The 23960-nt window shown below is 64.6% G+C and carries 21 protein-coding genes and 1 tRNA gene; 13 read left to right on the top strand and 9 right to left on the bottom strand.

What is annotated here, in order from left to right; all coding sequences use genetic code 11:
* Nucleotides 1-63: 63 nt before the first annotated feature.
* On the bottom strand, nucleotides 64-702 hold the full coding sequence (gene coq7, locus DZC52_RS06740; protein ID WP_116650367.1) for a 2-polyprenyl-3-methyl-6-methoxy-1,4-benzoquinone monooxygenase: 639 nt from the start codon (nucleotides 700-702) through the stop codon (nucleotides 64-66).
* 156 nt (nucleotides 703-858) lie between these two features.
* Between coq7 and DZC52_RS06735 the strand changes: the two genes are divergently transcribed.
* From DZC52_RS06735 to DZC52_RS06690, 10 genes are all read left to right on the top strand, one after another.
* Entirely contained in the window at nucleotides 859-1569 is a 711-nt protein-coding gene (locus DZC52_RS06735) for a DUF481 domain-containing protein (protein WP_181918819.1), read from the top strand.
* Nucleotides 1566-1904 (top strand): (2Fe-2S) ferredoxin domain-containing protein, encoded by a 339-nt coding sequence (locus DZC52_RS06730; protein WP_116650365.1) that lies wholly within the window; start codon nucleotides 1566-1568, stop codon nucleotides 1902-1904. The genes DZC52_RS06735 and DZC52_RS06730 overlap by 4 nt, the downstream gene beginning before the upstream one ends.
* Nucleotides 1905-1997: 93 nt before the next feature.
* The gene (gene rplM, locus DZC52_RS06725) at nucleotides 1998-2426 is read left to right on the top strand and encodes a 50S ribosomal protein L13 (RefSeq protein ID WP_116650364.1); all 429 of its coding nucleotides are present in this window, start codon (nucleotides 1998-2000) and stop codon (nucleotides 2424-2426) included.
* Nucleotides 2427-2449: 23 nt separating this feature from the next.
* Nucleotides 2450-2842, top strand: a complete 393-nt coding sequence (gene rpsI, locus DZC52_RS06720) for a 30S ribosomal protein S9 (RefSeq protein ID WP_116650363.1) — start codon at nucleotides 2450-2452, stop codon at nucleotides 2840-2842.
* A gap of 23 nt (nucleotides 2843-2865) precedes the next feature.
* Nucleotides 2866-2939: transfer RNA gene (locus tag DZC52_RS06715), tRNA-Gln, on the top strand.
* A gap of 347 nt (nucleotides 2940-3286) precedes the next feature.
* A complete protein-coding gene (locus DZC52_RS06710) occupies nucleotides 3287-4117 on the top strand; it encodes a hypothetical protein (protein WP_116650362.1) in 831 nt (276 codons plus the stop codon).
* A 50-nt stretch (nucleotides 4118-4167) separates the two neighbouring features.
* Nucleotides 4168-5421, top strand: a complete 1254-nt coding sequence (locus DZC52_RS06705) for a hypothetical protein (protein ID WP_116650361.1) — start codon at nucleotides 4168-4170, stop codon at nucleotides 5419-5421.
* A gap of 158 nt (nucleotides 5422-5579) precedes the next feature.
* Nucleotides 5580-6764 carry a sensor histidine kinase gene (locus tag DZC52_RS06700; RefSeq protein ID WP_116650360.1) on the top strand — a complete coding sequence of 395 codons (1185 nt, stop codon included), beginning with the start codon at nucleotides 5580-5582 and terminating at the stop codon, nucleotides 6762-6764.
* A complete protein-coding gene (locus DZC52_RS06695; protein ID WP_116650359.1) occupies nucleotides 6761-7402 on the top strand; it encodes a response regulator in 642 nt (213 codons plus the stop codon). The genes DZC52_RS06700 and DZC52_RS06695 overlap by 4 nt, the downstream gene beginning before the upstream one ends.
* Nucleotides 7403-7475: 73 nt before the next feature.
* Nucleotides 7476-9209, top strand: coding sequence for a M28 family peptidase (locus tag DZC52_RS06690; protein WP_116650358.1), 1734 nt, complete (start codon nucleotides 7476-7478; stop codon nucleotides 9207-9209).
* Between the two features lie 143 nt (nucleotides 9210-9352).
* On the opposite strand, the gene DZC52_RS06685 is transcribed toward DZC52_RS06690, so the two are convergent.
* From DZC52_RS06685 to DZC52_RS06665, 5 genes are all read right to left on the bottom strand, one after another.
* Nucleotides 9353-9649: a hypothetical protein gene (locus tag DZC52_RS06685; RefSeq protein ID WP_147307629.1), complete on the bottom strand. Its 297-nt coding sequence runs from the start codon at nucleotides 9647-9649 to the stop codon at nucleotides 9353-9355.
* Between the two features lie 25 nt (nucleotides 9650-9674).
* Entirely contained in the window at nucleotides 9675-10601 is a 927-nt protein-coding gene (locus DZC52_RS06680) for a patatin-like phospholipase family protein (RefSeq protein ID WP_116650356.1), read from the bottom strand.
* 46 nt (nucleotides 10602-10647) lie between these two features.
* The gene (gene pncB, locus DZC52_RS06675) at nucleotides 10648-11817 is read right to left on the bottom strand and encodes a nicotinate phosphoribosyltransferase (protein WP_116650355.1); all 1170 of its coding nucleotides are present in this window, start codon (nucleotides 11815-11817) and stop codon (nucleotides 10648-10650) included.
* Complete coding sequence (locus DZC52_RS06670; protein ID WP_116650354.1) at nucleotides 11814-12461, bottom strand: isochorismatase family protein; 648 nt, start codon at nucleotides 12459-12461, stop codon at nucleotides 11814-11816. The genes pncB and DZC52_RS06670 overlap by 4 nt, the downstream gene beginning before the upstream one ends.
* An 83-nt stretch (nucleotides 12462-12544) precedes the next feature.
* On the bottom strand, nucleotides 12545-14188 hold the full coding sequence (locus tag DZC52_RS06665; RefSeq protein WP_116650353.1) for an acetolactate synthase large subunit: 1644 nt from the start codon (nucleotides 14186-14188) through the stop codon (nucleotides 12545-12547).
* A 112-nt stretch (nucleotides 14189-14300) separates the two neighbouring features.
* Between DZC52_RS06665 and DZC52_RS06660 the strand changes: the two genes are divergently transcribed.
* Complete coding sequence (locus tag DZC52_RS06660) at nucleotides 14301-14945, top strand: sterol desaturase family protein (protein ID WP_116650352.1); 645 nt, start codon at nucleotides 14301-14303, stop codon at nucleotides 14943-14945.
* 39 nt (nucleotides 14946-14984) lie between these two features.
* Here the strand turns inward: DZC52_RS06660 and DZC52_RS06655 are convergent, their stop codons facing one another.
* The 3 genes from DZC52_RS06655 to DZC52_RS06645 all read right to left on the bottom strand — a co-directional run bounded on the left by DZC52_RS06655 (nucleotide 14985) and on the right by DZC52_RS06645 (nucleotide 20201).
* Nucleotides 14985-15641: a DUF2959 domain-containing protein gene (locus DZC52_RS06655; RefSeq protein ID WP_116650351.1), complete on the bottom strand. Its 657-nt coding sequence runs from the start codon at nucleotides 15639-15641 to the stop codon at nucleotides 14985-14987.
* A gap of 136 nt (nucleotides 15642-15777) precedes the next feature.
* Complete coding sequence (locus DZC52_RS06650; protein ID WP_116650350.1) at nucleotides 15778-18939, bottom strand: efflux RND transporter permease subunit; 3162 nt, start codon at nucleotides 18937-18939, stop codon at nucleotides 15778-15780.
* On the bottom strand, nucleotides 18939-20201 hold the full coding sequence (locus DZC52_RS06645) for an efflux RND transporter periplasmic adaptor subunit (RefSeq protein WP_116650349.1): 1263 nt from the start codon (nucleotides 20199-20201) through the stop codon (nucleotides 18939-18941). Before DZC52_RS06645 ends, DZC52_RS06650 begins: the two co-directional genes overlap by 1 nt.
* A 193-nt stretch (nucleotides 20202-20394) precedes the next feature.
* Between DZC52_RS06645 and map the strand changes: the two genes are divergently transcribed.
* Entirely contained in the window at nucleotides 20395-21168 is a 774-nt protein-coding gene (gene map, locus DZC52_RS06640; protein WP_116650348.1) for a type I methionyl aminopeptidase, read from the top strand.
* Nucleotides 21165-23810, top strand: coding sequence for a [protein-PII] uridylyltransferase (glnD, locus tag DZC52_RS06635; protein WP_181918818.1), 2646 nt, complete (start codon nucleotides 21165-21167; stop codon nucleotides 23808-23810). Before map ends, glnD begins: the two co-directional genes overlap by 4 nt.
* The last annotated feature ends 150 nt before the right edge of the window (nucleotides 23811-23960 follow it).

Below are 23960 nucleotides of genomic sequence, written 5' to 3'. Positions count from 1 at the left end.
AAACCTGAAACCTGAAACCTGAAACCTGAAACCTGAAACCTGAAACCTGAAACCTGAAACCTGTCAGATCCGATAGGCCACCGCTTTCATGATGTCAGCGGTGACGGCCATGAGTTTCTGGACGGGCGCGGGGAGGATGGTGGCGCCGTTGTCGAGGGCCATCTGGGCGTGGCGGGCTTCGTCTTCCTTCATCTGGGCGACGATGGCGCGCGAGCGCTGGTCCTGGGGCGGCAGGCGTTCGAGGTGTTCGTCGAGGTGGGCCTCGACCTGGCGTTCGGTGGCTTCGACGAAGCCCAGGCTCCAGGGGTCGCCGGCCAGGCCCGCGGCCGCGCCGATCGAGTAGGAGCCGGCGTACCACAGCGGGTTGAGCAGGCTGGGGCGGCTGGCCAGTTCATCGAGGCGTTCGGCGCACCAGGCGAGGTGGTCTTCTTCCTCGTGGGCGGCCTCGGCCATCTTCTCGCGCACCTCGTCGCTGCGGGCCGTGGCGGCCTGGCCGGCGTAGAGCGCCTGGGCGCAGACCTCGCCGGTGTGGTTGATGCGCATCAGTCCGGCGGTCAGGCGGCGCTCGTCCTCGTCGAGCGCGGCGTCGTCGAGAGTCGAGGCCGGTGAGGGGCGGGTGCCGCTTGGCGGCGGGCCGAACGCGGCGCGCAGGCCGCCGTCGAGTTGGCCGAAGAGATGGTCGAGGGGCGTCAGTTCGCGCATGTGCTTGATTCGTCTTGCTCGATTTTACGTCCCGGCAATGCTACACCGTCTATACTCGCGGCCGAGTCGAAAAAGTGCGAAACCGAGGGAAACTTTGCCGTTATGAGACTGTCCGTTTTTGCCGAGCGCCCAAACAACAAGAACAAAGCCTTTTTCATGCAATCTTTCGCAGTGATTCTGATGTGCGGCTGGCTGGTCTGCCCCGCCGATGCCGCCGAGTGGTCGGGCAAGGGCGAATTCGGGCTGGTCGTCGCCCGCGGCAACTCCGAGACCGAGACGCTCAATCTGGGCCTGCAGTTCGAGCGCAAGTCCGAGAAATGGCGCAACAGCCTCAAGATGACGGCGCTGAGAGCTTCCGACGATGGGGAACTCAATGCCGAGCGCTACACGCTGGGTTACAAGTCGGGCTACAACTTCAACGAGAAGTCCTACCTGTTCGGCGCGCTGCGCTACGACCAGGACGAGTTCTCCAGCTACGACTACCAGACCAGCCTGGCTGTGGGTTACGGCCGGCAGTTGCTCGACAACGACACCCACAAGCTGTCCATGGAAATCGGCCCCGGGGTGCGCCGAGCCGAGCCGGTCGACCCGCTTGAAGCAACGGAAACCAACGTCATCGGTCGCTTGTCGAGCGATTACGCGTGGACGATTTCCGAAACCGCGGCGCTGACCAACAACCTCCTGGTCGAGGCGGGCAGCAACAACACCTTCGCCGAGAACGAGCTGGCGCTCAACGTGGCCATCAACTCGCGATTCGCGCTGAAGCTCTCCGGCGCGGTGCGACACAATACCGACGTGGATCCCGGGGTCGAGAAGACCGATACCCTGACGACCGCCAACCTCGTCTACAAGTTCGGCGAACAGTGAACTACTACCGTCACCACCTCTTTTTTTGCACGAACGAGCGCCCCGAGGGCGCCGAGCGGCCGTCCTGCGGTCGCTGCGACTCGGCCCGGCTGCGCGCCTACGCCAAGTCGCGGCTCAAGGAACTGGGGCTGGCCGGTCCCGGCGGCGCCCGGGCCAATACCGCCGGCTGTCTCGACCGCTGCGAGGAGGGGCCGTGCCTGGTCGTCTACCCCGAGGCGGTCTGGTATACCTACATCGATGAATCCGACCTCGACGAGATCATCGAATCCCACCTGGTCGAGGGGCGCCCGGTCGAGCGCCTGATGCTGCCCTCCGAGCCGCCCGATAAGGACTGAAGATCGTCCGAAACGGCTGTTGCAGGCCGGGGGCGCTTGCTGTAGAATTCCCGCTCTTTACTGCAACGTTCATATCAGCGAGCGAACGGAATCATGAAAACCTACAGCGCCAGGGCAGAAGACGTGCGCCGCCAGTGGCACCTGATCGACGCCGACGGCAAGACGCTGGGCCGTCTGGCCACGGAAATCGCCCGCCGCCTGCGCGGCAAGCACAAGCCGGAATTCACGCCGCACGTGGACACCGGCGACTACGTGGTCGTCATCAACGCCGGAAAGGTGCACGCCACCGGCCGCAAGATGTCCGACAAGGTGTACTACCACCACACCGGCTACATCGGCAACATGAAGTCGATCACCCTGGAAAAGCAGCTGGCCAAGCGTCCGGAGACGGTCATCGAGCTGGCGGTCAAGGGCATGATGCCGCGCGGTCCGCTGGGACGTCAGATGCTCAAGAAGCTCAAGGTCTACGCCGGCGCCGAGCATCCGCACGCCGCCCAGCAGCCGCAGCCGCTGGAACTGTAACGATCAGGAAATAGTTTAGAGACATGGCTACCGAACAGTATTACGGCACCGGCCGACGCAAGACCTCCAGCGCGCGCGTTTTCCTGCGTCGCGGTAACGGTCAGATCACCGTCAACCGCAAGCCGCTCGAAGAATTCTTCGGCCGCAAGACGGCCCAGATGATCGTCCGCCAGCCCCTCGAGCTGGTCGATCTCCTCGATCGTTTCGACGTCAAGGTCACCGTCAGCGGCGGCGGCACCACCGGCCAGGCCGGCGCCATCCGCCTGGGTCTGACGCGCGCCCTGATGGAGTACGACGAGGAGCTGCGCAGCCAGATGCGCAAGGCCGGCTTCGTCACGCGCGACGATCGTGCGGTCGAGCGCAAGAAGATCGGCCTGCACAAGGCCCGCAAAGCCACGCAGTACTCCAAGCGCTAAATCGGGAGTACCCAACGGTCTCTTGGGGGATCGTCTAGTGGTAGGACTACGGACTCTGACTCCGTCAGCGGGGGTTCGAATCCCTCTCCCCCAGCCAAACACGAAAGAGCCCGGCCCCTGGCCGGGTTTTTTCGTGTTTGGCTGGGGGAGAGGCTCGATTCGAACCCCGTGTTCGACCCGCCTATCCCCGATTTGCCGAATTTCCAGAAAAAACCTGACACGGTTGGGAAACGGAATGCGTATATACAGGATGAAAGGGAGCGCTGCTCCAGTCGTGCGAGTGGGTTGCAGCCTGTCAGTGCATGGGCTACACTCGCTCCGAGTGGTTCTGAGCAGGGCTCTGTAACTGTCCGCCAATGCTCCGGAAATTGCGGGGACGCGGCCGGACGGCGGACGGACTGGAACCCTGGAACAGACACGGACTTATAAAGAGGAATGAACACCATGAAACTGATGACGAATGGCCGCAAAGCTCTTCTCGCCGGCGTTGCCCTGGTAGGTTGCCTCGGCTTCGCTTTCAACGCGCAGGCCCAGACCTGCACGATCAGCAACTGGGCGGGTGGCGCAACCAACCTGGCCGACGGCGACACCGGAACCCAGGGCGCTTCCAATCGCCGTTACGGCGGCCCCTGCGGTCTCCAGGTCGACATCGACGGCACGCAGCGCTTCGTCAGCGACAACTCGCCGCAGAGCGAGACGACCTACATCGCGCGCTTCTATGCGTTCCTTGACAACGCTGGCAGCGACCCGATGATCATCTTTGCGGCCGACGACGGTGCGGATGACCAGATCCAGGTCTGGTACAACTTCCCCAATGCCGGTGACCTGACGCTGCGCGTGTACGACAACGGCGGCGGAACGAACGATCTGACCGAATCGGCGGTCGGCTCGGGCTGGCACTCCATCGAGTTCGCCTGGGACGCCGCTGCGACTTCGGATATTCGCTTCAGCGTTGATGGTGCCGCTGACCTGACGGCCTCGCCCGATACCAGTGGCCTGGCGATTGTCAACGCTCATCTCGGCAACGTGGACGGCACCGCCACCGGTGGCGGCTCGGTCGATTTCGACGACTTCGATTCGCGTCGCATTGAGCGTCCCGGACGTCTGTTGGTTGGGGATGCAAACGACGATGCCACGATCAATGTGTTCGATATATCGGCCATCATTGACGAGGTTCAGACTGGAACGTTCGCGCCCGGTCAGCCGGACTGCAACGAAGATGGAAGCATCAACGTGTTTGACATCTCTTGCCTGATCGACATTATTCAAAGCTAAAATTTCAAGTCTTCGCGCTCTAGCTCTTAGTTAAAACTTATAAGGATACGATGATGAAATCGCAGAATAGTACCTTCGGAATCAAGCGTTCCTTGTTTGCGGCCTTTGCCCTGTTTATTTCAGGTGCGGCGCTCGCGGACGATGTCGCCCTGTCCGATGAAACCGGTCAGTTGGGTGACACTGTTACCGTGACATTCACTTACACCGGTGACGGTTCGCAGTTTGCCCTTCAGGCTGAGGCCGTCATTTCCAATCCGGGTGCCTTCTCGAATATCGACGCCACCAACCTGTGCTCGGGTTCAACCGCGAATACCACTTCTTGCGTGTTCGACGGAACGGACCGTCTGCAGATACTGGCGTCGAACGGCAGCTCCAACCCCCTGCAGGACTTCACGGGAACGGTCGATTTCACCATCGACCCCGGTGCGACTGCGCCGCAAACGGTGGACCTGACCTGGGACACCGCTGGCACCTTCACGCCGACCACTTCGACTGACGGCTCCATCTCCATCACGGCGGGTCCGCAGTCGGAACTGGAAGTCACGCCGAACCCGATGGCTTTCGGCACCGTTGATCTCGGCAACCTGCCGGCGACGGATACCTTCACCGTCCAGAACATCGGTTCCGGTGGCTCCAGCACGACGATCAGCACCGTTGGTCTGAACGGTCCGGACGCCGAGTTCACGATCATCGGCGACACCTGCACCGGCGCGACGCTGAACGGTGGTACCGGCGGCAATGGTGACACCTGCACCATCGACATCGAGTTCGACTCGGGTGCCAACGGCACCTTCAGCAATCAGCTCGCGATTACCAGCGATGCCAACGTCAACGGAAATCCGACCGCGGACATCACCGGCTCCGCCAGCTCGGTTGCCAGCCTCAGCGTCAACCCCGCTTTTGGTCCGGTCAATCTCGGCCAGGGCCTGCCGGGTTCCACGCTGACCGCCAACGGCAGCATCAGCAACTCCGGCTCGGCCGACGGTGACTTCACCTGCACGCTGACCGGCGATCCTGAAATTTCCACCACCCCGTCGCCGCTGAGCGGTACCGTTCCGGCCGGTGGTTCCGCTGACTTCAGCATCAGCTGTGCCCTGCCGACCAGCGGTGTCGAGGGCGACAGCTACAGCGCCACCCTGGATTGCTCCGGTGACAACGGTTTTGCCGGCACGCACGACATCTCCTGCGGCGTGACCGAGCGCGAACCGCTGGCCGTTCCGACCATGAGCAAGATCGGCCTGGGCGTCCTGGCCCTGCTGATGGTCATGATCGGTGGCCTGACGGTGCGTTTCTTCCGCGCCTGATCTGCTGATCTGAAGGCTGTGGTTCCGCCGCAGCCTCGCAGACAAGATTGAAGCCGCCGGGTTCGCCCGGCGGCTTCTTCTTTTTTGGGGTGTGCCATAGGCGTTCGGATGTGGCGACGCCCGAGCTATTCGCCCCGATCAGGTTTAGAATTCCCTTCATGAGTCTGAAGCAGATCCTCGAGCGACTCGGTTCCCTGTCCGAGATTCGCAGCATCGACTGGTTGCGCTACGTCGGCGTGCTGATCTGGTTTCTTACCGCTTTCCCTCTGGTGCTGTTGCCGTGGATGTTGCCGGAGCAGCCCGACGCGGGCGACATTGTGGGCTGGTGGTCGGCCGCGCTGCTCTTCCTGCTGGTGCTGTGGCACCCGATTATCGGGCAGCAAAGGGCCGCTCCGTTCTGGCAGCGCGTCATCGTGATGCTGGTGCTGTCGATCTCGGCATTCGGGGTCACCTATTTCACCAACACGGGGCTGGGAAGCCTGCTTGCGATGCTGGTTGCCGCACTCCTTCCGTGGATCCTGCCGCTGGTGTTCGGTGTTCCCTGGGTCATCTGCCTGGCACTGGCTTTCAGTATCTGGATCATTTTCAGCCCGGGGGGAAGCTGGCTGCTTGTCCTGGTCTATCTGCTGATGAACCTGGGCCTGACTTCCTTCCCGTTTATCGCTTCCTTGCTGGCCCTCAAGCAGATGCAGGCAAGAGCGGAGCTGCGGCGAGTCAACTCCGAGTTGCTGGCGACCCAGTCCCTTCTCACGGAGAACACAAGGATTGCCGAGCGCGTCAGGATTTCCCGGGAGCTGCACGACCTCGTCGGCCACCATCTCACGGCGCTGACGCTCAATCTCGAGGTGGCCAGTCATACCACCGAGGGCAAGCCGCGTGAGCACGTCGACCAGGCTGCCTCCATCGCCCGCTTGCTGCTGGCCGATGTGCGTGAAGTGGTCAGCGACATGCGCCGTGACGACCAGGTCGACTTGCGGCAGGCGCTGGAGATGCTGGCGGCGGGTGTGCCCGACCTCCAGATCCACCTCGATATTCCATCCGACCTCGCGCTGACCGATCCCAAGCGTGCCCAGATCCTGCTACGCTGCGCGCAGGAATTGATTACCAATGCGGTCAGGCACGCCCAGGCCGGAAACCTGTGGATCAGCCTCTCCGAGGACCACGACGGCATCATTCTCAAGGCGCGTGACGATGGACGCGGTGCACCCCACCTGGTGCCCGGAAACGGCATCAGCGGCATGCGGGAGCGCCTGCGCGAACTCGGCGGGCGGCTGGATATCGCGACACGGCCCGGAGCGGGCTTCCAGGTGAAGGCCTGGCTACCCATGGAGCAGACGACATGATTCGAGTCATGCTGGTCGATGACCAGACGCTGGTCCGGGAAGGCGTTCGCTCCTTGCTGGAGCTTGCCGAAGACATCGAAGTGGCCGGCGAGGCCCCCGACGGCCAGACGGCGATCGATCGGATTCCGGAGATCGATCCTCATGTCCTGTTGCTCGATATGCGCATGCCCGGCAAGACCGGGCTCGAAGTCATGGAGGAGCTGAGCGCGAACAACGCGCTGCCGCCGACCATCATCCTGACCACGTTCGATGACGACGACCTCCTACTGGCCGGGATCCGCGCGGGCGCGAAGGGCTACCTGCTCAAGGATGTTGCGCTCGAGGAGCTGCTCTCGGCGGTCCGCGCCGTGGCTTCCGGAAAGACGCTGGTCAAGCCGGCGGTCACCGAAAGGCTCATGAAGGGTCTCGGGCAGATGCGCACGGACTTCACCAGCCTTTCCCAGCCCGACCCCCTGACCGATAGGGAAACGGAGATCCTGCGCCTGATGGCCGGGGGATACTCCAACAAGGAGATCGCCGGGGCGCTCAGCGTGGCCGAGGGGACGGTCAAGAACCACGTTTCCAATATTCTCTCCAAGATGGGCGTGCGCGATCGCACGCGGGCCGTTCTCAAAGCCCTCGAGGGCGGACTGATCTGATCGCGGCCGGGCCATGCGCTCCTCGACGGGCGTCCTGATAGAATCGGGGTTTTGACCACGGAGCCCGATTGCCATGTATCGCCTGCCGACCACTTTTGCACTTGCCTTCCTGCTCGCCGCCTGCGGCGGTGAGTCGGCACCGGAACCCGCCGAAGAGACGCCATCCGAACAATCGGCAATCGACACTGCGGCCGCCGAAACCGCAGCAATGGACAGCAACAGACAGAGCCTTCCGGAAGTCCCCGGGGATGGCGTGAGCACTGAGCGCTTTGCCCGGGACGTCCGCACGCTGGCGTCCGACGAGTTCGCGGGCCGCGCGCCCGGCACCCGAGGCGGACGCATGACGATCGACTATCTCGTGCGTGAGTTCAGTGAAATGGGGCTCGAGCCGGGTTACGGCGACAGCTACCTGCAGCCCGTGCCCATGATCGAGCTGACCAACGCCGAGCGCAGCGCTATCGCCGTTGACCTTCAGGGCGAGAGCATGACCCTGTCCTATCCGGAACAGATGGTCATCAACTCGCGTCGGCTGGGAACCGAACCCCATGCCATCGAGGATTCCGAAGTCGTGTTCGTCGGCTACGGTATCGTTGCTCCGGAATACGACTGGAATGACTATGAGGGGCTGGACGTCGAGGGCAAGACGGTGGTCATCCTCGTCAACGACCCGGGCTTCGCCACCGGCGACGAGTCGCTGTTCAACGGCCGCGCGATGACCTATTACGGCCGCTGGACCTACAAGTACGAGGAAGCCGCCCGACAGGGTGCCGCGGCCGCCCTGGTCGTGCACGAAACGGAACCGGCCAGCTACCCCTGGGAAGTGGTCATCAACTCCTGGTCGGGTGCGGAATTCGTGCTGGCCAGCGACGAATCCGCTCCGCGCGTCGCACTGGAGGGCTGGCTGACGGTCGATGCCGCTCGCGACCTGTTCTCGCGCGCCGGCCTCGACTATGAGCAGCAAAAGGAACGCGCCAAGCAGCCGGGCTTCGAGTGGGTGAGCCTGAACGCTCGTGCCAATGCGAAGGTCCGCAATTCCACCCGTCGCGGCACCTCCTACAACGTACTGGCCCAGCTGCCGGGAAGCGAGCGGCCGGCCGAAGCCGTCATCTACATGGCGCACTGGGATCACCTGGGGCGCAACCTGGCCCGCTCCGGCTCCGAGGGTATTTACAACGGGGCGGTCGACAACGCCAGCGGCACCGCGGGCCTGCTCGAGCTGGCCCGGCTCAACGCCGCGGCCGGCCCCGCCGAGCGCACACAGCTGTTCGCTGCCGTTACGCTTGAAGAGTACGGTCTGCTCGGTTCGCGCCAGTACGCCAACGACCCGGTTTACCCGCCGGGTATGACGGCCGCTGCCATCAACATGGATGCCATGACCGTGCTGGGCCCGACGCACGACGTGACGGTAATCGGTTACGGCTCTTCCGAACTCGAAGAGATCCTCGCCAGCGCTGCCGAACGGCAGGGTCGCCACACCGAGCGCGAGCCCAGTCCTGAAGCGGGTTACTACTATCGCTCCGATCACTTCAACCTGGCCAAGATCGGCATCCCGGCCCTCTACGCCAAGGGCGGCGTCGATCATCGCGAAAAGGGAAGGGAGTATGGCCTGGAGTGGCAGGCCCAGTACCGGGCCGAGCGCTATCACAAGACCGCCGACACCTACGGCGAGGACTGGGATCTGCGCGGAGTCGCCGAAGACCTGGAGTTGCTCTACGCCGTGGGTCGGGAGGTCGCCGACAGCGACCGTTGGCCGGAGTGGTACGAAGGCAACGAATTCAAGGCGATTCGGGAAGAAAGCCGGAAATAGACCCGGGGCAATCCCGGAAAGGCAGGAAGGCCGCGGCGGATTCGTCGCGGCCTTTCTCTTGTTCGGCATGGGTTGACCGGGGGCTAGCCCGGCCTGTGAAAGAATCGCGGTCTGGAGACCGCTCCCACTATTGTTGAATCTGATCAGGCTCGGCCGACATCGGAGTCCTGCGGCGAGTGCAGGTATTCGCTCTCCTCGGCCGATTGCATCACCTGGTTGACCAGTTCCTCGACTCGCTCGCGGGCGGTCATCATATCGTCGTCGGCCGGGACGGGAGCTTCCGGCTGGTGGGCATAAAGCCAGAAGTGAACGGCTCCGGCAATCAGGCCGTCGGCCAGGGCCCAGGGGTCGACGTCCGGGTTCTCTTCGGCCATCCGGTTGCCGAGATCGACCACGGCGTCGGCGGCTTCATCGAACAGCATGTCGTCATTGTTGGACATCGGGTCTCCTCCGGTCTCCGTTCTTTTATCGGTCGGCAAGTCGCCGACGCTCGAGGTTTGCTGAAGCCAGCGCCTCGTTGGCCAGCTTCTCTCCCAATTCGATCACCTCCGAGGCACGGTGGAACTCGTGCACGAAGCAGGTGTTCTTGGGTACGTTGATCATGATATCCGAGCGGAAGATCGCCATGTGGTGCCGCGCGATCGCGGCTTCCATGGTGTCGAGCGCGCGCATCATCACGGCCATCAGTCCGGGACGGTTGGCCTCGGCCTTGTCCTGATCGCCGTCGCGCCATCCGTTCATGAACTCCCGCACTTTCTTCATCATGCCGTTGCACTCTTCGCTGTCCTCCTGGCTGCGCTCCAGCGGCGCTGGATAGACCGAGGGCGCATTGACGTCGACGACCACGACGATGTCGTTGATGGCGCGTAGTGTCGGCGCGATCGGCACCGGGTTGAGAATGCCGCCGTCGATCAGGGTGCGACCGCGATACTCGTGCGGCGTGAACACGCCCGGAATGGCGATCGAGGCGCGAATGGCGTCAAAAAGCGGACCGCGGTCGAGCCAGACCTCGCGGCCCGCGTCGAGATCCACGGCCACGGCGGTGAACTCGGTGTCGAGATCCTCGATGTCGTAGCGGCCGACCAGGTCGGCCAGCTTGTCGATGATCTTGCGTCCGCGAATCAGTCCGCCGCCGGAAAACGTCCAGTCCACGAGGGCGAACACGTCGGATTGTTCGAGCTTTCGCACCCATTCCTCGTAGGCGTCGAGCTGGCCGGCCGCGTAGATGCCGCCCACCAGTGCGCCCATCGAGGAGCCGGCCACGTGCCTGATTTCCAGGCCGGCCTTCTCCAGGGCGCGTATGACGCCGATGTGCGCAAGGCCGCGAGCGCCGCCGGAACCGAGCACCAGCGAGACGCTCTGGCCGGCCCGCGGCTTGTTTTGGCTCTCCATGCGGCGGATTCTAGCGCATTGCCGGCTCGGGCGATGCCGAGCGGGATCAATCGGCGGGTACGTCGAAAGCCTGACGGACCCAGGCCAGGTAGTGCTGGTCGGTCGACACGATCTTGCCCGGAGAGTCCGAGAGCTTCACCACCGGCTGGCCGTTGCACTCGGTCATCTTGATAACGATGTTGGCGGGCTTCACACCGGTGTCGTGGGTCAGGTTGGTGCCGATGCCGAAGCTGACGTTGATCCGGTCGCGGAAGCGCTGCCAGATCTCGGCTGCCCGCGGAATGGTGAGCGAGTCCGAGAAGATCAGGTTGCGGGATTTCGGGTCGACCCGGTTCTCTTCGTAGTGCGCGATCATTGCCTCGCCCCATTCCATCGGGTCGCCGGAATCCTGTCGCGCGCCGTCAAAGAGCTTGCAGAAGTACATGTCGAAATCGCGCAGGAAGGCGTCCAGGCTGTAGGTGTCCGAGAGCGCGATGCCCAGGTCGCCACGGTACTCCCGCGCCCAGACTTCAAAGGCGAAGCGCTGCGTCTCGGCGAGGCGCGGCCCGAGGGCCTGGCAGGCCTGGACAAACTCGTGTGCCATGGTGCCGATCGGCACCAGTCCCAGCTCCTTGGCCAGGCGCACGTTGCTGGTGCCCCGGAAGCTGCCGGGGATCTCGCGGGCAAACTTTCCGACGACCTCCTCGTGCCAGTCCCGGGAGAATCGCCTGCGGGTACCGAAATCCGCGAACACGAATTCGCCGGGACGGTCGAGTTCCCTGACTTGCTCGATCTTTCGTTCGAGCCGCTCCCGTCCTTTGTCGAGCTCATGATCCGGCCAGCTGTGACGCGAGTACAGCTCGCTGATGATGGCCAGAACGGGTACCTCGAACAGAATGGTGTGCAGCCAGGGTCCGCGGATCCGGATGCTCAACTGGCCGTCCTCCTCGCCGATATCGACGAAGCGTGACTGCAGGTGGAACAGGCGCAGGAACTCGATGAAGTCCGGTTTCATGTAGCGCAGGCTGCTGAGGAAATTGAGTTCTTCGGGGCCGAGCTTGAGCGAACACAGGTGTTCGATCTCGCGCTCCAGGTCCTGGCGTATCGGGCGCAGGTCCGCGCCCTCGCTGCGGCATTTGAACTGGTATTCCACTTCCGCGCCGGGAAACTGGTGCAGGACGGCCTGCATCATCGAGTACTTGTAGATATCGGTGTCGAGCAGTGATTCGATGATCATGCCGACTGCTCCAGCTCCTCGCAGCTGTCGATGAACACGACGCCGGCCCGTTCCATGGCCTCGAGCGCCTCAGCGATGCTCTCGTCGGCGATACCGCGGCTTGCGGCCCGGTTGAGAATGACCTTGAAGCCGGCCTCCTGCAGTTGGCGAGCGGTGGCCCAGACGCAGAAATCCGCGGCCAGGCCGCCCACCAGGATGTGGCTGACGCCACGGGCCCGCAGCCATTCGATCACGCCGGTGCTCATGTTCTCGGCGATGTCGTGGTAGCAGGCGCCGTAGGGATGCATGTCGAGCTCGACGCCCTTCCAGACGAAGAAGTCGTAGTCCGAGGGGTGCGGCAGGCCGGGGAGCAGTTCGAAGCCCTCCGTGCCGGGAACCGCGTGAACCGGCCAGTGTTCCTCGACGTTGTCGCCTTCAACGCCCGGCTGGCCGATCTTCTGAGGGTCGTCGGTAACCCAGACCGCGCGCGGGCTGTGAGAATCCTTGGAGCCGAGGCGATAGTCGGCGAATCCCGCCTGGCGGTTGAGCTCGGGACCGATCGTGTCGCCTTCGGCCACCGGAAGTTCGTCGGGGCAGATCGGCGTGAAAGTGCGTTGCGCATCGACGTCGAAACTGGCGACCTTGCCACTTTCCGGAATTCGCATGGATGTTCCCGTGATTCGAGCCTTCATGTGTCAACATGCGGATGCCCTGCGGGCAAGCCAAGCCTGGTTCCGCCGGCCGCGGTCTATTCCACGGCGCGGCTCGCTGCCGGGATCGTTTCGAAAAGCTGTTGCTGGCTGTCGCCGTAATCGACCGGACAGTCGATGAGATGCACGCCGGAACGGCCGAGACAATCTGACAGCAACGCGGACAACTGGCCCACGGACCCGACCCGGTAGCCGTTCGCTCCATAGCTTTCGGCATAGCGCACGAAGTCCGGGTTCCCGAAGTCCAGGCCGTAGTCGGTCAGGCCCATGTCCTGCTGTTTCCACTTGATCATGCCGTAGGCATCGTCGCGCAGGATCAGGATGACCAGGTCGAGCCCGAGTCGCACCGCCGTCTCGAGCTCCTGGGAATTCATCATGAAGCCCCCGTCGCCGCACACGGCCATGATCTTGCGGTCGGGATGGACCAGGCGCGCGCCGATGGCAGCCGGCAGGCCCGCGCCCATGGTCGCCAGGGCATTGTCCAGCAGCACGGTGTTGGGCTTGCGCGCCTGGTAGTTGCGCGCGAACCAGACCTTGTAGAGCCCGTTGTCCAGGGCAAGGATGCCGTCGTCGGGCATGACATGGCGAACCTCGTGGACCAGTCGGCGCGGATGAATCGGACAGCCGTCCAGCTCGCGGCCGGAATCGAGGTCCACGGCGAGAGCCCTTCGGACCTTGTGACCGAAGGAAAAGTCCCAGTGATCCTGGACGCGCAGGCGTTCGCCGATCTGCCAGATGGCGTTGGCGATGTCGCCGGTGACTTCCAGCTGCGGGAAATAGACCGGGTCGACTTCCGCGCTGAAGAAATTGACGTGGATGACGGTGCGCCGGCCTTCCTCCATGATGAACGGCGGCTTCTCGACGACGTCGTGCCCGACGTTGATGATGCAGTCGGATCGGTCGATCATGCGGTGGCAGTAGTCGCCGTCGGAAAGGGCCGCGTTGCCCATCCAGCAGTCGCCCGTCTCGTCGACCACGCCCTTGCCCATCTGCGTGGTCACGAACGGGATTCCGGTGTTCTCGACGAAACGGCGCAGCATGCGCGCGGTGAGCTTCCGATTCGCCCCGGCGCCAACCAGCAGCAGGGGATGCCTGGCCTGTTCGATGGCGGCCACCGCCCGGGCGATGGCCTTATCCTCTGCGATGGGGCGGCGCGTCTGGCTGGCGGGGATGGGCGCCTCGTCGGTTTCCTCCCGCGCGATGTCCTCGGGTAGTTCCAGGTGCGTGGCGCCGGGCCGTTCCTCGGCCGCCTGCCGAAAGGCCTCTCGCACGCGCGCCGGCACCGTGGCGGCGGAGACGATCTGGCGCGTGAAGCGCGTCACCGGGCGCATGAGATCGACCACGTCGATGATCTGGAAATGCCCCTGCTTGGAGGTCTTGATCGGCTTCTGCCCGGTGATCAGCACCAGGGGCATGGCGCCGAGCTCGGCGTAGGCCGCCGGCGTGACCAGGTTGGTGGCCCCGGGACCCAGCGTCGAAAGGCAGACGCCCGGCTTGCCCGTCAGCCGCCCGTAACAGGCCGCCATGAAACCCGCGCCCTGTTCGTGGCGGGTGACAATCAGGCGGATATCGGACTGGCGCAGGGCCTCGATCAGGTCGAGGTTCTCCTCACCGGGCACGGAGAAAACGTACTCGACGCCTTCGGCCTCGAGGCAGCGAACGAAAAGATCTGCAGCATTCATGAGCCAATGGTGCCCGAACAACCGTGAATGTACCAGTCGGCCGGCGGCTGCGCCGCCGCGACCACGCCGGTACCCGCTTGCAGCGACTCTCCCGCAGTGGCAATCTGCCCCCATGACGACCAACGCCGATTACCGTGCCGCCTACCGGCAGGAGAACATCGGCCCGAACTACTCGGGTCGGGCGCATTTCGGGTTCGTGCTGGTCTTTACCCTGGGCGGTATCGCGCTGTGCGCCTGGCGGCTCGAGGCCGTCTCCGCGCTGGAGTGGCTGGCCGTGCCGCTGACCTTCGTCTACGCCAACCTGGTCGAGTACGTCGGCCACCGCTGGGTCATGCATCGTCAGGTGCCGGGCCTGGGCTTGATCTACAAGCGCCATGCCGGCCAGCATCACCGTTTCTTCACCGACCGCCACATGGCGCTCGAGGGCTGGCATGACTGCCGCGTGGTGCTGTTCCCGGCGGTGCTGATGGTGTTCTTCTTCGGCGTCTTCGCCCTGCCGTCCGGGCTGCTGCTGGCCTGGCTGGCCACGTCGAACGTCGCCTGGCTGTTCGTGGCCACGGCGCTGGGCTATTACCTCAACTACGAGCTGCTGCACCTGGCCTACCACCTGCCGGACGAGTCGCCGTTCCTGCGACTGCCCTTCCTCAAGCGCCTGCGGCGCCTGCATCACCGCCATCACGACACGGCCCTGATGGCACACAAGAACTTCAACATCACCTATCCGATCGGCGACTGGCTTTTCCGCACCAGGGCTTGAAGGCCCGGTCTTCACCGTGGTTCGCGACGAACGCCGTGGTCACTCCAGCGTCTGGATGAAAGCGTCGGCTTCGGCGATGGCCTCGTTCATGGCCTCGATCAGGGCCTGCGTGTCGCTCTCTATACCCTCGAGTTCGCTGCGCAGGGCCGAGATGGCCCGCGCATTGAGATTGTGCTTGAGGAAAAGCACCTGGTCCTCGAAGGACTGAAGCACCGGATCCATCGTCGCTTCGGCTCGCTCCATGGCCGCGATCATGCGTTCGTAGCGTCCCTGCGTTTCGCGCAACAGTTCACGCGAGCGTCGGCGCAGGTCGGCGCTCTCGTATTCGTCGAGCTCGTCCGACCATTCGTTGAAGAGATCCTCGGCCACGTCGCGGACCTCGTCGATGCGCTCGCGCACGCGCTCGGCATCGTCGACGCTGCGTTCGTAGGCGCCGCTGAGCCGGTCGTAGAGGTCTTCGAGTTCACCGCCGTCGAAGCTCACCGTGGCGCGGAACTGTTCCAGGGCGGAAGCGAACTGCTGCTTGGCGTCGTCCTGCGCATCGCGGGCCGATTCGACCCGGCCGGAGAGGATGTCGCGCTTCTCGACGCCGAAGGCCTCGAGCGTTCGATACTTGACGGCCTGGCAGCCGCCCAGGGTGGCGGCCAGGATCAGGAAGAGGGCGACTCGCGCCCGGGCGCTTGGCGTGGGGTTCATCGGGAGGCCTCCGGGGTGAGGAATGTCTGCATGATAACCGGCCTTCCCGGCGAACGCGGCCGGTTCGGCCCGGGACGACGGAGCGGGGGCACATCCGCATTCCCGCCGTCCCGGGTCTCCGAGTCGGTTGCGGCCGCTAGCTTTCCTGCGAGGCCACCATGCCGGTGCGCTCGCGACCGGTGATTCGCTGCACGAAATGGACCAGGTCGTCGCCGATCAGGTAGAGGATCGGGATCAGGCCCAGCGTGATGACCGTGGCGAAGAGGATGCCGAAGGCCAGGGAGGTCGCCATGGGCACGACGATCTGCGCCTGCAGGCTCTTCTCGAAGAACACGATCGGGGCCAGGCCCAGGAAGGTCGTGGCCGAAGTCAGGATGATCGGGCGGAAACGCGCCCGGGCGGCCTTGATGGCGGCGTCGATGCGCGATTCGCCCGCCCGGCGGTGACGGTTGACGAAATCGACCAGGATCAGACTGTCGTTGACCACCACGCCGGCCAGGGCAATGATGCCGAAGAAGCTGAGCATGCTGATCGGAATGCCCAGGATCAGGTGGCCGACGACGGCGCCGACCATGCCGAAGGGAATCACCGACATGATGAGCAGCGGTTGCAGGTAGGAACGCAGCGGAATGGCGATCAGCGCATAGATCAGGAAGATGGCCAGGCCGGTGCCCATCAGGAGATCGCTGGCGACTTCCTGCTGGCTTCGTGTCTGCCCGGACACCCGGTAATCGACGTTGGGGTAGCCGGCGAGGATCTCGGGCAGGTGCTGCTCGCGCAGTTCGCCGGTGATGCGGCCCGGCTCGGCCACCTCCTTGTCGACGCGCGCGGTCACGCTGATCGAGCGCTGGCGGTCGTAGCGGCGGATGACCGAAGGGCTGTTGCCCACCTGGACGTCGGCGACGGCACCGAACGGCACCTCTGAGCCGTCCGGCGTGCGGATGCGCATGGCTTCCAGGTAGCCTTCGGAGGTGCGTTGCTCGCGCGGGTAGCGCACCATCACGCGCACGTCGTCCTGACCGCGCTGGATGCGCTGGACTTCCTCGCCGAAGAAGGCCTGACGGACCTGGCGCGCGAGGTCCTGCTGGCTCAGGCCCAGCACCTCGGCCTCGGGCTTGATGTCGAGCTGCAGTTCCTTGAGGCCGCCCTCGAAGGAGTTGCGGATGTCGTAGGTGCCTTCGTAGCCCCGCACGCGGCTCTCCAGTGCTGCCGCGGCGGCCTCGAGCTGGCCGAGGTCGTTTCCGACAAGCTGGAACGAGATGTCCGGTCCACCGCCGCCGGGGCCGCCCCCGGCATTGCCGATGCGCAGGCCGCGTGCGCCCGGGATTTCCCCGACGGCTTCGCGCCACTCGCGCTGCAGTTCGTTGATGTTGACCGGGCTGTCTTCCTGCTTGGCCAGTTCCACGAGCATGCCGCCGGAGGTGTCCGAGCCCGACCAGGCGAAGACCGTGCGGACGATGTCCTGCTCAAGGTCGTGTTCTTGCTTGAGCGCCTGTTCGGTCTCGTCGAGCTTCTCGGCCAGGTAGTCGATGTTGGCGTGCGTGACGTAGGCCGGGGTGCCCTCGTTCATTTCCAGGTCGACCTGCATGAAGTCGCCGGCAAAGTCGGGGAAGAAGACGACGCGCATCAGGCCGCTGACGATCAGGCCCAGGGAAAGAATCAGGACCGAAATGAAGGCGGCCAGGGCCAGGTAGCGGTTTCGCAAAAGTACCCCGAGCGACGGCAGGTAGAAGCGTTCGACGAACTTGTAGAGCCCGTCGGAGAAGCTTCGCTGGAAGCGGATGAAGCGGTTGCTGGTATCCGGCTCGTGCTTCTTGACGCGCATGTGCGCCAGGTGGGCCGGCAGGATCAGCTTGGATTCGATCAGGGACATGAACAGGCACAGCACCACGACCCAGCCGATGGCGGCGAAGAACTGCCCCGAGATGCCCGAAATCATCAGGATGGGCAGGAAGGCGGCAATGGTGGTGAGTACCCCGAATGTGGCCGGGATGGCCACCTTGTAGACGCCGTTGACCACGTTGTCGACCGAGTGGCCGTGATTGCGTATCTCGGTGTAAGCCGACTCGCCCATGACGATGGCGTCGTCGACGACGATGCCCAGCACGACGAGGAAGCCGAACAGGCTGATGAGGTTGATGGTCACGCCGAAGGCCGGCAGCATCCAGAGCGCGCCGAGGAACGCGACCAGCAGACCCACCATGACCCAGAACGCCAACTTCAGGCGCAGGAAGAGGGTCAGGATCAGGAAGACCAGGATGGCGCCGGCCACCAGGTTCTTGCCCATCATTTCCATGCGGCCCTGCAGGTAGTAGGAAATGTCGGCCCACCAGTCGACGCTGATGCCGGCCGGCAACTCCTTCTGTTTTTCGGCGATGTAGTCGCGCACCTGCTCGGATACCGCCAGGGCGTTCTGCTCGCCAACGCTCAGCACACGGATCGCCGTGGCCGGCTGCCCGTTGTGCCGCGCGTAGCGGGCGCGCTCGACGAAGCCGTCGTCGATGTTGGCGATGTCGCGCACAAGCACCCTCGAGCCGTCCGGGTTACTGCGCACAATGATGTCTTCGAAGTCGCGGCCGATGTAGGCCTGGCCGACGGTGCGCACCAACACGTCGCCGCCGGCGGTCTCGATACGGCCACCGGGCAGGTCGAGCGAGGACGCGCGGATGGCCTGGGCCACTTCGCCCAGGGTCAGATCGTAGGCTCGAAGGGTTTCCTCGCGCACCTCGATACCGATCTCGTAGGCGCGGGTGCCGACCATCTCGGCACGCGAGACCGAGGGCAGGGCGATGATTTCGTCGCGGATGTCGCGTGCGGCTTCCTTGAGCGTGCGTTCGTCGACTTCGCCGAAAACCGATACCCAGATGACTTCCTGCGTCCAGGTGTTGCGCTGGTAGACCGGTCTCTCGGTCTCGGCCGGGAAGGTGGAAATCGAGTCCACCCGGGTCTTGATCTCGTCGAGCACCTCGAGCACGTCGTATTCCTGATCGACCTCGACCTGGACGCTGCCCGAGCCTTCGCGGCCGGTGGCGACGATCTCGTCGATGCCCTCGATGTCCTGGATGGCTTCTTCGATCTTGATCAGCACGCCCTGCTCGACGTCGCGTGGCGTGCCGCCGCGGTAGGGCACCGTGACCGTGACGTAATTGGTCTCGATCTGCGGCTGGATTTCCTTGGTGATCGTGAATGCCGTAACCACGCCGCCGGCAAGCAGGCACAGCATCAGCAGGTTGGCCGCCACGGAGTTGTGGGCGAACCAGGCAATGATGTTGCCGTACCAGTTGCGTTCGGGGTTCATTACGAGTCCTCCGTCTGCGCGGCCACTTCCTGCGATTGGCCGTCTTCCGAGCCGGCTTCGTCCTGGGCCGGGAGGATGCGCAGTTCGGGTTCATCCGAACCGGGTTGGCGAACATTCAGTTTCGTGCCGGGAATCGGCGTCGTGATGGCCGTGGTGATCACCCGCTCGCCCGGTTCGATGGAGTTCGACAGGTAGACGCGTTGCGCCGTCGAACGCACCACGTCGACGTTGCGAATCTCGAGGCGATTGTCCTCGTCGGCGATGAACAGTCGGTCGCCGTCGCGCAGAGCCTCGCGCGGCAGCTCCATCAGTCCGGCGGCCGAACGGCCGTGGATTTCGGCCTGCACGTAGGTGCCCATGGGCAGGGGCACGTTGCGGTCCGCGCCGAGCAGGCCGTAGGGGTCCTCGATGCGCGCCACCGCGTAGGTCAGGCGAGTGGTTTCCTCGACCACACCTTCAGTGCGCACGATCTCGCCGGTCCAGCTGCCGCGCTCGCCGCCCACGTCTGCGTAGAAACGAACCCGAGGGGAGGGTTGGTCTTCCCGTCCCGGGCGCGGCAGATTGACAAAGGCCAGGTCGCGATCGGGCAGGGGCAGGCGAACCTCTGCGACATCCACCGCAAAAGTCCGGCCGAGGGTCGTGCCGGCGCCGACGTACTGGCCGATGTCGACAGCGCGCGAGCGCACCATGCCGTCGTAGGGCAGCGAAATCCGCGTGCGCTCGAGATTGCGTTCGGCCCGGGCGACGGCCGCTTCGGCCGCCTGCACGGACGCGCGCGCCTGCTCGAGCTGCGGGATGCGCAGTACCAGGTCGGAGGGTTCGCGTCCGTCGCTGCCGTGCAGCTGTTCCCAGTCGCGGCGGGCCTGCTCGGATCGGGAACGTTCGTCCGAGAGACGGGCGCGGGCGGCCGCCAGTTCAGCCTCGGCCTGCTTCAGCGCGGTTTCGTAGTCGCTGGGGTCGATTTCGACCAGCACCTCACCGGCCCGGAAGAATCCCCCGGCCACGAAGGCGTCGGAAATGCTGGTGACCTTGCCGCTGACTTCGGTCACCAGCGTGGTCTGGGTGCGCGGCTGGACCGTGCCCTGGGCTCCGACCACGAAGTGATCGCCGGCCTGCTCGGCCGCGATGGTGTCGACCAGCATGGCCGTTTCCACGGGCTCGCGCTCAGGCGGCTCGGGGCGGATCATGAACAGGAAGATGACGACGGCGATCGAGCCGAAGATCAGTGCCGGCGGCAGCACGTATCGGATGAATATTTTCATGGGTTATCGAGCGTCCCGGGTCGAGGTTTTCCAGCATGAATTCACGTTGGGCGCCATCCTGCCACCGACCGGCCCCGCGGCACACGTGCCAAAAGGCATAAATCGACGCCCGGGCCGCCTGGAAAATCCGGCCCGGTGACGCCACGCAAAGGGCTTTCGGGTAGACTGTCGCCGTTTCGCATTAGTTTCATCGATGAATCATCAAGTTCACATCAAGAAGCCTGAGGAAATCGAGGCCATGCGCGTCGCCGGCCAGCAGGCCGCCAGCGTGCTGGCCCTGCTGCGCGAGCACGTCCGGCCGGGCGTGACCACCGGCGAACTCGACCGCATTGCCCACGAATACATCGTCGACGAGCTCGGCGCCGTGCCGGCGCCGCTGGACTACAAGGGGTTTCCGAAGTCGATCTGCACCTCGGTCAACCACGTGGTCTGTCACGGCATTCCCGGCGACAAGAAGCTCAAGGACGGCGACATCCTCAATATCGACGTGACCGTCATCAAGGACGGCTGGCACGGCGACACCTCCAAGATGTTCTTCGCCGGCGAACCCTCCGTGAAGGCGCGCCGGATCTGCGAGGTGGCTCACGAGGCCCTGATCCGCGGCATCGAGGTGGTCAAGCCTGGCACGACACTCGGCGACATCGGCCACGCCATCCAGACCTACGCCGAGGGCGAACGCTGTTCGGTGGTGCGCGAGTATTGCGGCCACGGCATCGGGCGCGGCTTCCACGAGGCGCCCCAGGTGCTGCACTACGGCCGGCCGGGACAGGGCATGGTGCTCGAACCGGGCATGACCTTCACCATCGAGCCGATGATCAACCTCGGCAAGCGCCACACCAAGCTGCTGCCGGACGAGTGGACCGTCATTACCCGCGATCGCAGCCTGACCGCCCAGTGGGAACACACGCTGGCGGTGACCGACGACGGTTACGACGTCCTGACGCAGTTGCCCGACGATCCGCTGTGATCGAGCGACTGAGCGCAGTTCCGGCTACCCGCGACTGCCTCGACCTTGCGGCGCTGGCCACACTGGACGACCGGGTCGACGCCCTCAGCGGGGCGTTGCGCGAGGCCCGAAAGCAGGCTGACGCCGAACTTCACCGCCAGTTCGAGGCCGGCACGGCCATCCGCGATCTCGTGCAGGGGCGCGCCTGGGTCGTCGAACAGCTCGTCCTGACCGCCTGGGATCGTCTCGCCCCTTCCGATGCGGGGCTGGAACTCTGTGCCGTGGGCGGATTCGGCCGGGGCGAGCTGCATCCGCACTCCGACGTCGACCTGTTGATCCTGCTGCCCGACGATGACAGCACCGACGTTGCCGCGCTCGAGCAGTTCATCCAGGTGCTGTGGGACGCGGACCTGCACCCGGGGCAGAGCGTGCGCAGCGTCGAAGACTGCGTCGCCGAGGCGCGCGCCGATGTCGGCGTGGCGACCAATCTGATGGAGTCGCGGCTGATGGCCGGCGGCGGCCGGCTCTACCAGCAGATGCGCGAACGCACCGAAGCGCCGACGCTGTGGCCGGCCGACGAGTTCTTCTCGGCCAAGCTCGAGGAGCAGGACCAGCGCCACGAGCATTTCGAGGACACCGTCTACAACCTCGAGCCCAACCTCAAGGAGGGGCCGGGCGGCCTGCGCGACATGCAGATGATCGCCTGGGTCACGCGGCGGCACTTCGGCACCTCGACACTGCACGGGCTGGTCGAGCACGGTTTTCTGAGCGAGCGCGAACACGAGGATCTGGTTGCCGGCCGCGAGCACCTCTGGCGCCTGCGCTGGGCCCTGCACGAGACGGCCGGCCGCGCCGAGGAACGACTCCTGTTCGAATACCAGCGACGCCTGGCCGAGCAGTTCGGGTTCGGCGACTGCAGCGAGAGCAACGAGCCGGTCGAGCGTTTCATGCAGGGCTATTACCGCAACGTGATGCAGCTCGAGCGGCTCAACGAGCGCCTGCTGCAGAGTTTCGACGAGGAGTTGCTCGCCGGCCGCCGCCATCTGCCCTCGGCCGATATCGACGAATTCTTCCGCATCCACCACGGCTATCTCGAGCTCAAGGATCCGCACGTACTGGTCCAGTACCCGGAACTGATCATGCGCATGTTCCTGGTGCTGGCCGACCACCCGGACGTGCGCGGCGTGCGCGCCACGAGCATCCGCCTGGTGCGCGAACACCTCTACCTGATCGACGCCGACTACCGCTGCGATCAGCGGATCCTGGACATGTTCCTGGCCCTGCTCAAGCGCGAACGCCTGGTCTACAGCCAGCTGGCGCGCATGAACCGCTACGGCGTGCTGGCTGCGCTGCTGCCGGAGTTCGCGCAGATCACCGGCCGCATGCAGTTCGACCTGTTCCACGTCTACACCGTGGATCAGCACACCCTGTTCGTGATCCGGAATCTCAGGCGCTTCGCCTACGCCAAGCACCCGGATCGATTCGCCCACGCCATCGAGATCTTCAAGCGAATCGAGCGCCCGGAAGTGCTCTACCTGGCCGCGCTCTTCCACGACATCGCCAAGGGGCGCGGCGGAGACCACTCCGAACTGGGTGCCGAGGACGCGCGTGCCTTCGTCGACCGGCTCGACATGGCCGCCGCCGACCGGGACCTGGTCGTATGGCTCGTGCGTCAGCACCTGCTGATGTCGCGCACCAGCCAGCGCGAAGACATTTCCGACCCCGAAGTCGTCAGCGCCTTCGCCGAAAAGGTCGGCGACCAGCGCCACCTCGATCATCTGTTCGTGCTGACCGTAGCCGACATCGCCGCGACCAGCCCCCGGCTTTGGAATTCCTGGAAGGACAGCCTGCTGTGGGAACTCTACAAGGCAGCGACCGACGCATTGGGGCGGGGCCTCGAACATCCGGTGGATCGCCAGGCCAGTCTCGATGAGACCCGCGAGGAAGCGATGGTCGAGCTGCGCGCGCTCGGACATGAGGACGATGTCGTCGAGGACTGCTGGCGGCATCTGCCCGACCGCGCCTTCCTGCGGCTGGACGCCGAGCAGCTGGTCTGGACGACCGGCGAAGTGCTGTCCGGCGGTGAGCTGCCGCTGGTGGCCTATCGCCGCCTCGAGGACAAGGGAATCAGCGAAATCTTCGTCCACGCCGAGGACTTCGCGGGCCTGTTCGCGGTGGTGGCGCGGGAGCTCGACCGTATGCAGCTCAACGTACTGGCCGCGCGCGTGGTCACGACTGCCGACGGGAAGAGCTGGGACATATTCCAGGTCATGGACGCCCACAGCCAGCCGCTCTATGATTCCGACGCCGTGCGTCTCAAGCGCTCGCTGGTCGAGCAACTGGCCGCGCGCGAGGTCCGCCCCCTGCCGCCGCGCCCCGTGCCGCGGCGCCTTCAGCCCTTCATGGGACGCTCAGAGATCATGCTGTCGATCCGCGACGGCGTGACCGATCTGGAAATCGCCGCCACCGATCGCCCGGGCCTGCTGTCGGCCATCGCCGAGGCCCTGGTCAGCCGGGGCCTGCGACTGCACGACGCCCGCGTGGCCACCTTCGGCCAGCGCGTCGAGGACATGTTCACCATTACCACGGCCGACGGCGGGCCGCTGGATCGGGAAGCCTGCGATGCGCTGGAAAGCGAGCTGCGCAAGCGGTTGGACGTTTGAACTTTGGTGTTTTGGTACTTTGGTGTTTTAGTTTTTTGGTAAGGATCTGATTGCGCAGTGCGGGCCCAAACGTCGCAGCGCGAGTATCAGGGACTGTCCTGAGATTTGTGTAACTGCCCATTGATACGTACTGTAAATCAGGAGTTTATC

The organism is Wenzhouxiangella sediminis, from assembly GCF_003410055.1.
GTDB lineage: Bacteria > Pseudomonadota > Gammaproteobacteria > Xanthomonadales > Wenzhouxiangellaceae > Wenzhouxiangella > Wenzhouxiangella sediminis.
The sequence above is the reverse complement of the archived record's forward strand: the minus strand, read 5'-3'. Positions and strand labels throughout refer to the sequence as shown.

What these genes read in the sequence shown, in the direction of transcription:
- DZC52_RS06695 (WP_116650359.1), top strand. Translation starts at nt 6,761, where the DNA reads ATGATTCGAGTCATGCTGGTCGATGACCAGACGCTGGTCCGGGAAGGC.
- DZC52_RS06685 (WP_147307629.1), bottom strand. Translation starts at nt 9,649, where the DNA reads ATGTCCAACAATGACGACATGCTGTTCGATGAAGCCGCCGACGCCGTG.
- DZC52_RS06710 (WP_116650362.1), top strand. Translation starts at nt 3,287, where the DNA reads ATGAAACTGATGACGAATGGCCGCAAAGCTCTTCTCGCCGGCGTTGCC.
- DZC52_RS06645 (WP_116650349.1), bottom strand. Translation starts at nt 20,201, where the DNA reads ATGAAAATATTCATCCGATACGTGCTGCCGCCGGCACTGATCTTCGGC.
- DZC52_RS06705 (WP_116650361.1), top strand. Translation starts at nt 4,168, where the DNA reads ATGATGAAATCGCAGAATAGTACCTTCGGAATCAAGCGTTCCTTGTTT.
- rpsI (WP_116650363.1), top strand. Translation starts at nt 2,450, where the DNA reads ATGGCTACCGAACAGTATTACGGCACCGGCCGACGCAAGACCTCCAGC.
- coq7 (WP_116650367.1), bottom strand. Translation starts at nt 702, where the DNA reads ATGCGCGAACTGACGCCCCTCGACCATCTCTTCGGCCAACTCGACGGC.
- map (WP_116650348.1), top strand. Translation starts at nt 20,395, where the DNA reads ATGAATCATCAAGTTCACATCAAGAAGCCTGAGGAAATCGAGGCCATG.
- DZC52_RS06690 (WP_116650358.1), top strand. Translation starts at nt 7,476, where the DNA reads ATGTATCGCCTGCCGACCACTTTTGCACTTGCCTTCCTGCTCGCCGCC.
- DZC52_RS06670 (WP_116650354.1), bottom strand. Translation starts at nt 12,461, where the DNA reads ATGCGAATTCCGGAAAGTGGCAAGGTCGCCAGTTTCGACGTCGATGCG.
- pncB (WP_116650355.1), bottom strand. Translation starts at nt 11,817, where the DNA reads ATGATCATCGAATCACTGCTCGACACCGATATCTACAAGTACTCGATG.
- DZC52_RS06650 (WP_116650350.1), bottom strand. Translation starts at nt 18,939, where the DNA reads ATGAACCCCGAACGCAACTGGTACGGCAACATCATTGCCTGGTTCGCC.
- rplM (WP_116650364.1), top strand. Translation starts at nt 1,998, where the DNA reads ATGAAAACCTACAGCGCCAGGGCAGAAGACGTGCGCCGCCAGTGGCAC.
- DZC52_RS06680 (WP_116650356.1), bottom strand. Translation starts at nt 10,601, where the DNA reads ATGGAGAGCCAAAACAAGCCGCGGGCCGGCCAGAGCGTCTCGCTGGTG.
- DZC52_RS06660 (WP_116650352.1), top strand. Translation starts at nt 14,301, where the DNA reads ATGACGACCAACGCCGATTACCGTGCCGCCTACCGGCAGGAGAACATC.
- DZC52_RS06700 (WP_116650360.1), top strand. Translation starts at nt 5,580, where the DNA reads ATGAGTCTGAAGCAGATCCTCGAGCGACTCGGTTCCCTGTCCGAGATT.
- DZC52_RS06655 (WP_116650351.1), bottom strand. Translation starts at nt 15,641, where the DNA reads ATGAACCCCACGCCAAGCGCCCGGGCGCGAGTCGCCCTCTTCCTGATC.
- DZC52_RS06665 (WP_116650353.1), bottom strand. Translation starts at nt 14,188, where the DNA reads ATGAATGCTGCAGATCTTTTCGTTCGCTGCCTCGAGGCCGAAGGCGTC.
- DZC52_RS06735 (WP_181918819.1), top strand. Translation starts at nt 859, where the DNA reads ATGCAATCTTTCGCAGTGATTCTGATGTGCGGCTGGCTGGTCTGCCCC.